At 40.6% G+C, this 12,391-nt stretch carries 7 protein-coding genes, 2 tRNA genes and 2 rRNA genes; 10 read left to right on the forward strand and 1 reads right to left on the reverse strand.

Going from position 1 to position 12,391, the window contains the following annotated elements:
• Window positions 1–203 precede the first annotated feature (203 nt).
• The 10 genes from CKV71_RS04675 (at window position 204) to CKV71_RS04720 (ending at window position 10,882) form a co-directional block, all read left to right on the forward strand.
• On the forward strand, window positions 204–1,205 hold the full coding sequence (locus CKV71_RS04675) for a PP2C family protein-serine/threonine phosphatase (protein ID WP_095104348.1): 1,002 nt from the start codon (window positions 204–206) through the stop codon (window positions 1,203–1,205).
• Window positions 1,206–1,280: 75 nt separating this feature from the next.
• Window positions 1,281–1,607 (forward strand): anti-sigma factor antagonist, encoded by a 327-nt coding sequence (locus tag CKV71_RS04680; protein WP_095104350.1) that lies wholly within the window; start codon window positions 1,281–1,283, stop codon window positions 1,605–1,607.
• A 1-nt stretch (window position 1,608) separates the two neighbouring features.
• A complete protein-coding gene (gene rsbW / locus CKV71_RS04685; RefSeq protein ID WP_095104352.1) occupies window positions 1,609–2,088 on the forward strand; it encodes an anti-sigma B factor RsbW in 480 nt (159 codons plus the stop codon).
• Complete coding sequence (sigB, locus tag CKV71_RS04690; RefSeq protein ID WP_047133044.1) at window positions 2,063–2,833, forward strand: RNA polymerase sigma factor SigB; 771 nt, start codon at window positions 2,063–2,065, stop codon at window positions 2,831–2,833. The genes rsbW and sigB overlap by 26 nt, the downstream gene beginning before the upstream one ends.
• Before the next feature lie 105 nt (window positions 2,834–2,938).
• Window positions 2,939–5,092, forward strand: a complete 2,154-nt coding sequence (locus CKV71_RS04695; protein WP_095104354.1) for a Tex family protein — start codon at window positions 2,939–2,941, stop codon at window positions 5,090–5,092.
• 7 nt (window positions 5,093–5,099) lie between these two features.
• Window positions 5,100–5,555 (forward strand): SprT family protein, encoded by a 456-nt coding sequence (locus CKV71_RS04700; RefSeq protein ID WP_095104355.1) that lies wholly within the window; start codon window positions 5,100–5,102, stop codon window positions 5,553–5,555.
• A gap of 295 nt (window positions 5,556–5,850) precedes the next feature.
• Window positions 5,851–5,933 (forward strand) — tRNA-Leu (locus CKV71_RS04705).
• Window positions 5,934–5,960: 27 nt separating this feature from the next.
• Window positions 5,961–6,034: transfer RNA gene (locus CKV71_RS04710), tRNA-Gly, on the forward strand.
• Between the two features lie 128 nt (window positions 6,035–6,162).
• Window positions 6,163–7,714 (forward strand): 16S ribosomal RNA (locus CKV71_RS04715).
• 243 nt (window positions 7,715–7,957) lie between these two features.
• A 23S ribosomal RNA gene (locus CKV71_RS04720) occupies window positions 7,958–10,882 on the forward strand.
• Together the 16S and 23S rRNA genes with 2 tRNA genes alongside form the textbook arrangement of a ribosomal RNA operon.
• 224 nt (window positions 10,883–11,106) lie before the next feature.
• Here CKV71_RS04720 and ilvA read toward each other — a convergent pair.
• Window positions 11,107–12,375 carry a threonine ammonia-lyase IlvA gene (gene ilvA / locus CKV71_RS04725; RefSeq protein WP_095104357.1) on the reverse strand — a complete coding sequence of 423 codons (1,269 nt, stop codon included), beginning with the start codon at window positions 12,373–12,375 and terminating at the stop codon, window positions 11,107–11,109.
• Between the last annotated feature and the right edge of the window lie 16 nt (window positions 12,376–12,391).

Genomic DNA, 12,391 nt, shown 5'->3' on the forward strand with positions numbered 1-12,391 from the left:
AAATCAGCTTAGGGTATACGTATAGCTTTATTGCTCGACTATTCATATAGTGTAATATTGCGTTCCTTGAAATGCTGAGATTGATTTCTGCCTCTTTTTACATAGAAAAAAAGAAGCCGTACATTTTTCAGCAAATGGATAGGTGGTCACGGCCTCTACGCTCTTTATTAAGTTAAAAAGGAATAGAAAGAAGGACGATACAGATGGAAGAATTTAAAGGTAAATATTTGCGAATGATGCAATTATATGTAGAGTCCTACAACAAGCAAGCTGTGCTTAATCAATTCAAAGATTTCGGAGAAGAAATCCTCGAAAAGAACATTCATGCTGAAGATGTGCTAGATATTCATAAAGAATGCGCCGTAGAATTAGAATTAACAAGAGATCAAGTACTGATGTCGCTAGAAATTTTAAAGGTAATTGCACAGACTTACGGATATAGTTACGAGGACTATCAAGAATTAGTTGATAAGCTTTATTATCATGACAAAGAAATGGATTTAGCTTCTCGCTTACAACAAACAATGCTCCAAACAGAAATACCGCAGTTTGATAGTATTCAAATTGGTGTAATTTCTGTAGCCGCTCAAAAGGTAAGCGGAGATTACTTTAATTTAATCGACCATAAAGACGGAACGATGAGTTTTGCGGTAGCAGATGTTATCGGAAAAGGTATCCCTGCAGCTTTGGCTATGAGTATGATTAAATTCGGGATGGATTCATATGGACACTCTCAATTACCAAGCGATGGGTTGAAGCGATTGAACCGCGTAGTTGAAAAAAACGTAAACCAAGATATGTTTGTAACGATGTTCTATGGTCTTTATGAAGAAATGAATCATTTGTTATATTGCAGTTCGGCAGGCCACGAACCTGGCTTTGTTTTTCGTGCCGAACAAGATGAATTTGAAGAAATAACTGTTAGAGGCCGTGTACTTGGCGTCAAACAGCTCGAGCGTTATAAACAACAAGAAATTCCTATTTATTTAAATGACTTAATTATTATTTTTACAGATGGAGTTACTGAAATTCGCGATGAAAACGGGAAGTTTATTGATATAAATTATCTGTTAGATTTCATACATAAATATAAAGATCTTCATCCTCAAGATATTGTGCAACTCTTGTATGAAGAATTGTTAGGTATTCAGAAATCTGGGAAACGTGATGACTTGACGATATTAATTATTAAGCGTGTAAATTAATAATTTATGATTAACACTTTACTCGAACGGGTATAAGAGTGATTGAAATATGAACAGACTGGAGTGTAACACTTAATGAACTTAAATATAGAGACACAAAAACATAATGACTACTATGAAATCAAAGTTGGAGGAGAATTAGATGTATATACGGTTCCAGATTTGGAAAAAGTATTAACTCCAATTAAACAAGAGGGCACACATGATGTCCACGTTAATTTAGCAAATGTAAGTTATATGGATTCTACAGGATTAGGTTTGTTTGTAGGTACATTGAAAGCCTTGAATCAAAACGATAAAGAATTATATATTATAGGCGCTTCAGATCGTATCGGCCGATTATTCGAAATCACTGGTTTAAGTGATTTGATGCACGTAAACGAAGGAACGGAGGTAGAATGACATGCAAGCCAAGCGGAATGTAATTGAAATGAAGCTGCCGGCAGAGGCGGAATATGTCAGTTTGATTCGTTTAACCTTATCCGGTGTATTCTCTCGCGCAGGTGCTTCATACGATGATATTGAAGATGCAAAGATTGCTGTAAGCGAAGCAGTAACTAACGCTGTCAAACATGCTTATAAAGGCGAAGATGTCGACGCTTCTATTTATTTGTGTTTTGAAATTTTTGAGGATAAAATTAGAGTAGTTGTTTCAGATCAAGGTCAAAGTTTCGACTACGAAGAGAAGAAAAAAGAATTAGGCCCTTACCAAGAAAACGAGAATATCGATTTCTTAAGAGAAGGCGGCTTAGGATTATTCTTAATTGAATCATTAATGGATGAAGTTAAAGTCAACAAAGATAATGGCGTAACGATAAGTATGATTAAGTATATAAAAAAAGAGCAGGTGCGAAATAATGGCGAAAGAGTCGAAATCAGTTAACGATATTTCACCTGAACAAATCAATGAGTGGATCAGACAACATCAAAATGATGAAAATACAGGCGCCCAAGATAAGCTCGTTAAACATTATCAAAAGCTGATTGAATCTTTAGCATTTAAATATTCCAAGGGGCAATCACATCATGAAGATTTAGTACAAGTCGGCATGGTAGGGTTAATCGGAGCAATTAATCGTTTTGACATTAACTTCGGAAGAAAGTTCGAAGCGTTCTTGGTGCCGACTGTAATAGGTGAAATAAAACGATATTTAAGAGATAAGACTTGGAGTGTTCATGTTCCAAGAAGAATTAAAGAAATTGGACCAAGAATTAAGAAAACGACAGATGAATTAACCAACGAACTTGAACGTTCGCCATCAATTAGTGAAATTGCTGAAAGATTAGAAGTAACGGACGAAGAAGTATTAGAAGCGATGGAAATGGGGCAAAGTTATAATGCCTTGAGTGTAGATCACTCTATTGAAGCGGATAAAGATGGTTCAACCGTAACATTATTAGATATAATGGGCGAACAAGAAGGCGGTTACGATTTAACTGAGAAACGTATGATTCTAGAAAGAATCTTACCTATTTTGACTGACAGAGAAAGAGAAATCATTCAATGTACATTTATAGAAGGGTTAAGTCAGAAAGAAACAGGAGAACGTATCGGTTTAAGTCAAATGCATGTGTCTCGATTGCAACGTAATGCAATTAAAAAGCTGCAGCAAGCGGCAAAAAAGTGAGTTAAATCAACTAAATCAATTGGGATTGAAATACAATTAAGGTATTTCAGTCCCAATTTGTTTTTGTGATAAAATTAAGGTAATCAAAAATTAGGAGAGTGCAAATTGGATTCACAATTAATTCAGACGATAGAACAACAATACGATTTTTCAAAGAAACAAATTACAGCCGTACTTTCTTTATTAGAAGAAAATAACACAGTGCCTTTTATTGCACGTTACCGTAAAGAACGCACTGGCGGATTAGACGAAGTCGAAATTAAAAAGATTGCTGATGAGTATCACTACATGGAACAGTTGCAAAAAAGAAAAGAAGAAGTGATACATAATATTGAACAACAAGGCATGCTGACAGATGAACTGAAATCCGATATTTTGAAACAAACAAAATTACAACGGGTGGAAGATTTATATAGACCTTATAAACAGAAAAAGAAAACACGTGCAACGGAAGCTAAAAGAAAAGGACTTGAACCGTTAGCTAAGTGGTTGAAACAAGAAAAAATTGATGCACTACCTGAAGACTATGCTGCACAATTTCTTAATGAAGAAGTTGAAACAGTCCAAGAAGCATTAGTAGGTGCGCAAGATATTATTGCTGAGTGGATCTCAGACAACCCGCAATATCGCAATAAAATATTGAGTGAGACATTAAAAAGGGGACTTATTACGACACAGAAAAAGAAAAAAGCAGAAGATGAAAAACATATCTTTGAAATGTATTATGATTTTTCAGAACCAATCAAAAAGGTTGCGAACCATAGAATTTTAGCTATGAACCGTGGTGAAAAAGAAAAAGTTTTAACTATTAAAATTGAAATAGACACCGATAGACTTGAAAAACAAATTGAACAACAAGAAGTGAAAGGACATCATGCTGGTACAGGTTATATCAAAGAAGCAATAAAAGATAGCTTAAAACGTCTAATTATGCCATCTATTGAAAGAGAAATACGTTCAGACTTAACTGAGCAAGCAGAAACACATGCGATTGAAGTTTTCAGCGTAAATTTAAAACATCTATTACTCCAACCCCCATTAAAAGGAAAACAAATTCTAGGAGTAGACCCTGCCTTTCGAACAGGTTGTAAACTTGCGGTCATAAATCCTTTTGGTTCATTTGTTGCTAAAGGTGTGATGTATCCTCATTCGCCAGTATCAAAAACAAAAGAAGCAGAACAGATTTTACTGCAATTTATCAATGATTATGATGTAAGCTTGATTGCAATTGGCAATGGTACGGCAAGTCGTGAAACAGAACAATTTATTGCCGATTTAATTCAAAAACATAAACTGGATGTCCAATTCATTATTGTGAATGAAGCAGGTGCATCAGTATACTCTGCGTCAGAAGTAGCGCGTAATGAATTCCCTGATTTTCAAGTTGAAGAAAGAAGTGCTGTCTCTATTGGTCGTCGAGTTCAAGATCCGTTAAGTGAACTGGTGAAAATTGATCCTAAATCAATTGGCGTTGGACAATATCAACATGATGTTAATCAGAAGGCTCTTGAAAACGCTTTGAATTTCGTGGTTGAGACAGCTGTAAACCAAGTGGGCGTTGATGTGAATACTGCTTCTCAATCTCTTTTACAGCATGTCGCAGGTCTATCTCCTCAAATCGCTCAAAATATTATAAACTATCGAGAAGAAAACGGAGCTTTAACGCATCATAAACAAATCAGCAAAGTTAAAAGACTAGGTCCGAAGACATTTGAGCAAAGTATAGGATTTCTTAGAATTGTAAATGGTAAGGAACCGCTTGATAACACAGCAATTCATCCAGAAAGCTATCAAGTTGCATATCAGTTGTTGGAAGAAGAAGGACTGACAGAGGCGGATATTGGCAGTAAAGCATTGAAAGATAAACTGAGTGGTATAGATATACAAGCTACTGCGGAAAAATTGAATGTTGGAGTGCCGACTTTAGAAGATATTGTTGCTGCTCTAGTAGCACCTAACAGAGATCCGCGTGATGAATACGAAACACCGATTCTTAAATCGAATGTTCTTTCAATTGAAGATTTAACAAAAGGTATGAAATTAAGCGGTACGGTAAGAAACGTTGTTGATTTTGGTGCTTTCGTAGACATTGGCGTAAAACAAGATGGTCTTGTTCATGTTTCGCAACTATCTAAGCGTTTTGTTAAAAATCCGATGGACATTGTGAATGTAGGAGATATTGTCGATGTTTGGGTATTGAGTGCAGATGCAGAAAAACATAAAGTTTCATTGACAATGATAAATCCAAATGAACAATAAGGAGACGATGAATAATGCTAAGTTGCAAATAATGACTGAAAGCATTTCAAAAAATGAATTTGGAATGCTATTTAAACATACTGCCTATTTTAACCCAAGATTGAGAACAACAGGGGGCAGATATTTATTAAAGTCCCATGATATAGAAATAAATCCGAAACAATTTGAAAAATTCGGCAAAGCAGCATTAGAGGACATTATCAGACATGAGTTATGCCATTATCATCTTCACCTTCAAAGAAAAGGCTATCAGCACAAAGATTATGATTTTAAAATGTTAAGTGAAAAAGTAGGAGCACCAAGATTTTGTAAAGCTGTAGAAAGTTATGATGAACGCGCTAACTATATATATAAGTGTCTTGGTTGTGGTTCAACATTTAAGAGAATTAAAAAAGTGAATACTAGGAAAATGGTGTGTGGAAAGTGTAAAGGTAAATTGCGCTTGCATCAATATATCAAATAGTATATAATAATGAATCTGTGATATAAGAGTTAATCAAGTATTACAGATTCTTTTTTTCTTTGTTTATCTTACTAGAAACAACTTTTGATAATACTCTAAAAAAATTCAGTAAAAGTATTGACATTGAATGTTATATGTTATAAGATAGTCAATGTCCTAAAAAAAGGGATTAAGATTTTGAAACAAATTTTAAATACTTATAAAAAGTTTTAAAAAAGTATTGACAACGTATTACAAAGATGTTACAATAAAATACGTTGTAAAAATAAAATCACTTAATGATTAGTAAACCAAAGCGGTCGTGGCGGAATGGCAGACGCGCTAGGTTGAGGGCCTAGTGGGAGAGATCCCGTGGAGGTTCAAGTCCTCTCGGCCGCATCAAATATCATTAAGGAAGACGCATTTGCGGGTGTAGTTTAATGGCAAAACCTCAGCCTTCCAAGCTGATGTTGTGGGTTCGATTCCCATCACCCGCTCCATTGAATATTTTAAATGAACATTGAAAACTGAATGACAATATGTCAACGTTAATTCCAATTAACAAACGTCTTAAGACGTTTTAAAACAAATTAGTTTTTTTATGAGCTAGTCAAACAAATCATAAACTTTTATGGAGAGTTTGATCCTGGCTCAGGATGAACGCTGGCGGCGTGCCTAATACATGCAAGTCGAGCGAACAGACGAGGAGCTTGCTCCTCTGACGTTAGCGGCGGACGGGTGAGTAACACGTGGGTAACCTACCTATAAGACTGGAATAACTCCGGGAAACCGGGGCTAATGCCGGATAATATGCGGAACCGCATGGTTCCGCAATGAAAGACGGTTTTGCTGTCACTTATAGATGGACCCGCGCCGTATTAGCTAGTTGGTAAGGTAACGGCTTACCAAGGCAACGATACGTAGCCGACCTGAGAGGGTGATCGGCCACACTGGAACTGAGATACGGTCCAGACTCCTACGGGAGGCAGCAGTAGGGAATCTTCCGCAATGGGCGAAAGCCTGACGGAGCAACGCCGCGTGAGTGATGAAGGTCTTCGGATCGTAAAACTCTGTTATTAGGGAAGAACAAGTGCGTAGGTAACTATGCGCACCTTGACGGTACCTAATCAGAAAGCCACGGCTAACTACGTGCCAGCAGCCGCGGTAATACGTAGGTGGCAAGCGTTATCCGGAATTATTGGGCGTAAAGCGCGCGTAGGCGGTTTTTTAAGTCTGATGTGAAAGCCCACGGCTCAACCGTGGAGGGTCATTGGAAACTGGAAAACTTGAGTGTAGAAGAGGAAAGTGGAATTCCATGTGTAGCGGTGAAATGCGCAGAGATATGGAGGAACACCAGTGGCGAAGGCGACTTTCTGGTCTGCAACTGACGCTGATGTGCGAAAGCGTGGGGATCAAACAGGATTAGATACCCTGGTAGTCCACGCCGTAAACGATGAGTGCTAAGTGTTAGGGGGTTTCCGCCCCTTAGTGCTGCAGCTAACGCATTAAGCACTCCGCCTGGGGAGTACGGCCGCAAGGCTGAAACTCAAAGGAATTGACGGGGACCCGCACAAGCGGTGGAGCATGTGGTTTAATTCGAAGCAACGCGAAGAACCTTACCAAATCTTGACATCCTTTGACCGCTCTAGAGATAGAGTCTTCCTCTTCGGGGGACAAAGTGACAGGTGGTGCATGGTTGTCGTCAGCTCGTGTCGTGAGATGTTGGGTTAAGTCCCGCAACGAGCGCAACCCTTAAGCTTAGTTGCCAGCATTAAGTTGGGTACTCTAAGTTGACTGCCGGTGACAAACCGGAGGAAGGTGGGGATGACGTCAAATCATCATGCCCCTTATGATTTGGGCTACACACGTGCTACAATGGACAGTACAAAGGGCAGCGAAACCGCGAGGTCAAGCAAATCCCATAAAGCTGTTCTCAGTTCGGATTGTAGTCTGCAACTCGACTACATGAAGCTGGAATCGCTAGTAATCGTAGATCAGCATGCTACGGTGAATACGTTCCCGGGTCTTGTACACACCGCCCGTCACACCACGAGAGTTCGTAACACCCGAAGCCGGTGGAGTAACCTTTTAGGAGCTAGCCGTCGAAGGTGGGACGAATGATTGGGGTGAAGTCGTAACAAGGTAGCCGTATCGGAAGGTGCGGCTGGATCACCTCCTTTCTAAGGATATATACGGAACAGTTTCATTAGAAACTGACGGAATAACGTGACATATTGTATTCAGTTTTGAATGCTCATCCGAGTATTCATGATTGTACATTGAAAACTAGATAAGTAAGTAAAAATAGATTTTACCAAGCAAAACCGAGTGAATTAGAGTTTTAAAAGCTTTATTCATTTAAATGAATCGCTAGTAATCGATTTGCCTACGGCAAAGAAGATTACTCACATAATTAATAACGTGATTAAGTTATTAAGGGCGCACGGTGGATGCCTTGGCACTAGAAGCTGATGAAGGACGTTACTAACGACGATATGCTTTGGGTAGCTGTAAGTAAGCGTTGATCCAGAGATTTCCGAATGGGGGAACCCAGCACAAGTTATGTTGTGTTATCGACATGTGAATACATAGCATGTCCGAAGGCAGACGCGGAGAACTGAAACATCTTAGTACCCGCAGGAAGAGAAAGAAAACTCGATTCCCTGAGTAGCGGCGAGCGAAACGGGAAGAGCCCAAACCAATGAGCTTGCTCATTGGGGTTGTAGGACACTCTACACGGAGTTACAAAAGAATTGATTAGACGAATCGTACTGGAAAGTCGAACCAGAGAAGGTAAGAGTCCTGTAGTCGAAAGTCAATTCTCTCCTGAGTGGATCCTGAGTACGACGGAGCACGTGAAATTCCGTCGGAATCCGGGAGGACCATCTCCCAAGGCTAAATACTCTCTAGTGACCGATAGTGAACCAGTACCGTGAGGGAAAGGTGAAAAGTACCCCGGAAGGGGAGTGAAAGAGAACTTGAAACCGTGTGCTTACAAGTAGTCAGAGCCCGTTAATGGGTGATGGCGTGCCTTTTGTAGAATGAACCGGCGAGTTACGATCTGATGCAAGGTTAAGCAGTGAATGCGGAGCCGCAGCGAAAGCGAGTCTGAACAGGGCGTTGAGTATTTGGTCGTAGACCCGAAACCAGGTGATCTACCCTTGGTCAGGTTGAAGTTCAGGTAACACTGAATGGAGGACCGAACCGACTTACGTTGAAAAGTGAGCGGATGAACTGAGGGTAGCGGAGAAATTCCAATCGAACCTGGAGATAGCTGGTTCTCTCCGAAATAGCTTTAGGGCTAGCCTCAAGTGATGATTGTTGGAGGTAGAGCACTGTTTGGACGAGGGGCCCCTCTCGGGTTACCGAATTCAGACAAACTCCGAATGCCAATCAATTTAACTTGGGAGTCAGAACGTGGGTGATAAGGTCCATGTTCGAAAGGGAAACAGCCCAGACCACCAGCTAAGGTCCCAAAATATATGTTAAGTGGCAAAGGATGTGGTATTGCCCAGACAACTAGGATGTTGGCTTAGAAGCAGCCATCATTTAAAGAGTGCGTAATAGCTCACTAGTCGAGTGACACTGCGCCGAAAATGTACCGGGGCTAAACATATTACCGAAGCTGTGGACTGTCCTTCGGACAGTGGTAGGAGAGCGTTCTAAGGGCGTCGAAGCATGATCGCAAGGACATGTGGAGCGCTTAGAAGTGAGAATGCCGGTGTGAGTAGCGAAAGATGGGTGAGAATCCCATCCACCGATTGACTAAGGTTTCCAGAGGAAGGCTCGTCCGCTCTGGGTTAGTCGGGTCCTAAGCCGAGGCCGACAGGCGTAGGCGATGGATAACAGGTTGATATTCCTGTACCGCCAATAATCGTTTTAAGCGATGGGGGGACACAGTAGGATAGGCGAAGCGTGCTGTTGGAGTGCACGTCCAAGCAGTAAGACTGAATGGTAGGCAAATCCGCCATTCATAAGGTCAAGCTGTGATGGGGAGAGGAAGCATGTTTTCCTCGAGTCGTTGATTTCACACTGTCGAGAAAAGCCTCTAGCTAGAGATTTGGCGCCCGTACCGCAAACCGACACAGGTAGTCAAGATGAGAATTCTAAGGTGAGCGAGAGAACTCTCGTTAAGGAACTCGGCAAAATGACCCCGTAACTTCGGGAGAAGGGGTGCTCTTTAGGGTTCACGCTCTGAAGAGCCGCAGTGAATAGGCCCAAGCGACTGTTTATCAAAAACACAGGTCTCTGCTAAACCGTAAGGTGATGTATAGGGGCTGACGCCTGCCCGGTGCTGGAAGGTTAAGAGGAGTGGTTAGCTTCTGCGAAGCTACGAATCGAAGCCCCAGTAAACGGCGGCCGTAACTATAACGGTCCTAAGGTAGCGAAATTCCTTGTCGGGTAAGTTCCGACCCGCACGAAAGGCGTAACGATTTGGGCACTGTCTCAACGAGAGACTCGGTGAAATCATAGTACCTGTGAAGATGCAGGTTACCCGCGACAGGACGGAAAGACCCCGTGGAGCTTTACTGTAGCCTGATATTGAAATTCGGCACAGCTTGTACAGGATAGGTAGGAGCCTTGGAAACGTGAGCGCCAGCTTACGTGGAGGCGTTGGTGGGATACTACCCTAGCTGTGTTGGATTTCTAACCCGCGCCATTGATCATGGCGGGAGACAGTGTCAGGCGGGCAGTTTGACTGGGGCGGTCGCCTCCTAAAGTGTAACGGAGGCGCTCAAAGGTTCCCTCAGAATGGTTGGAAATCATTCATAGAGTGTAAAGGCATAAGGGAGCTTGACTGCGAGACCTACAAGTCGAGCAGGGTCGAAAGACGGACTTAGTGATCCGGTGGTTCCGCATGGAAGGGCCATCGCTCAACGGATAAAAGCTACCCCGGGGATAACAGGCTTATCTCCCCCAAGAGTTCACATCGACGGGGAGGTTTGGCACCTCGATGTCGGCTCATCGCATCCTGGGGCTGTAGTCGGTCCCAAGGGTTGGGCTGTTCGCCCATTAAAGCGGTACGCGAGCTGGGTTCAGAACGTCGTGAGACAGTTCGGTCCCTATCCGTCGTGGGCGCAGGAAATTTGAGAGGAGCTGTCCTTAGTACGAGAGGACCGGGATGGACATACCTCTGGTGTACCAGTTGTCGTGCCAACGGCATCGCTGGGTAGCTATGTATGGACGGGATAAGTGCTGAAAGCATCTAAGCATGAAGCCCCCCTCAAGATGAGATTTCCCAACTTCGGTTATAAGATCCCTCAAAGATGATGAGGTTAATAGGTTCGGGGTGGAAGCATAGCGATATGTGGAGCTGACGAATACTAATCGATCGAAGACTTAATCCAATTTCAAGTTTTGATTGGTAGATTGATTTTACTTACTATCTAGTTTTGAATGTATAATCGTAAGTTATATATTTAATGGATGCGATGAGCCGCATTGAGATCTCGAGTTCGAGGTCTTTTTTTTATTGCCTTTTTTGTATTTATCATAGAGAAAGCTGTATATCTTACACTACAAGAAGAATAGTATAAGATATACAGCTTCAATACTTTATGGTCAATTATAATTATATCAGTAAGGAATAAAGCATTTTATTTTCATTGATGTAAATATTTGAGGGATCGAACTCTTTAACTTTTTCCTTTAATCTCGTTAAGTCGTTGTGATTTTTTAATTGAATACCAATAATTACGGTACCAGTATTCTGGGAGGATTTTTTCAGATATTCGAATTTAGTAATATCATCATTAGGTCCTAACACTTCATTAACGAATTCTTTTAAAGCACCAGGTCTTTGAGGGAAGTTAAAAATAAAATAATGTTTCATTTCTTCGTATAGAAGAGAACGTTCTTCGATTTCTTTCATACGGTTGATATCATTATTACCGCCGCTAATAATACAAACTACTGTTTTACCTTTAATTTCATTTTTATGAGCTTCTAAAGCAGCTACACTTAGTGCACCAGCAGGTTCTGCAATAATTGCTTGCTTGGAGTACATATCTAAGATAGTAGAACAAACTGCACCTTCATCAATTTGCAGATACTCATCTACAACTTGTTGGGCAATATCATAAGTGATTCTGCCTACTTGAGCAACAGAAGCTCCGTCTACAAATTTGTCAATTGCTGGTAATTTAACACGATGTTTTTCTAATACTACCGATGTAAACATACTTGCTGCTCCTAGCGGTTCTACGCCGACGATTTTAGTGTGTGGAGATTCTGCTTTAAAATAGGTGCCTACACCTGAAATTAAACCGCCACCTCCGATAGCTGCATAAAGATAATCAATGTCTATATTTTCTTCTTCAGCTTGATCTAAAATTTCAGCTGCAATTGTACCTTGACCAGCAATGGTATTAACATTGTCAAAAGGATCGATAAAGTTCATTTTATGCTCATCAGTGTACTCTAAAGCTTCTTTCAAGCAATCATCAAATGTATCACCAACAAGGATAATCTCAACATTCTCTCCACCGAAAAATTTAACTTGATTAATTTTTTGAAGAGGAGTAGTGACAGGCATAAAGATAACGGCATTTAAATTAAGCTTTTTCGCTGTAAATGCAACTCCCTGTGCATGGTTTCCTGCACTTGCACATGTAATTCCTTTCGCTTTCTCGTTGTCTGTCAATGCTTCTATAGCATTATATGCGCCTCTCAATTTAAATGATCTTACCCATTGCAAGTCTTCTCTTTTCAAATAAACATTACAATCATATTTTAAAGATAAATAATGATCTCTTTCTAAAGGTGTTTGTTTTACAATCGGCTGTAATGTTAAAAAAGCGTCTTCTATATCTTTTGCTGATACAGCAGTTTGTACAGTCATTTCCGCTCACTCCTTG

This window comes from Staphylococcus piscifermentans (assembly GCF_900186985.1).
Classification (GTDB): Bacteria; Bacillota; Bacilli; order Staphylococcales; family Staphylococcaceae; genus Staphylococcus; species Staphylococcus piscifermentans.

Coding starts and splice junctions, on each gene's coding strand:
- CKV71_RS04675 (WP_095104348.1), top strand. CDS start 204: ATGGAAGAATTTAAAGGTAAATATTTGCGAATGATGCAATTATATGTA.
- sigB (WP_047133044.1), top strand. CDS start 2,063: ATGGCGAAAGAGTCGAAATCAGTTAACGATATTTCACCTGAACAAATC.
- CKV71_RS04680 (WP_095104350.1), top strand. CDS start 1,281: ATGAACTTAAATATAGAGACACAAAAACATAATGACTACTATGAAATC.
- CKV71_RS04700 (WP_095104355.1), top strand. CDS start 5,100: ATGAATAATGCTAAGTTGCAAATAATGACTGAAAGCATTTCAAAAAAT.
- ilvA (WP_095104357.1), bottom strand. CDS start 12,375: ATGACTGTACAAACTGCTGTATCAGCAAAAGATATAGAAGACGCTTTT.
- rsbW (WP_095104352.1), top strand. CDS start 1,609: ATGCAAGCCAAGCGGAATGTAATTGAAATGAAGCTGCCGGCAGAGGCG.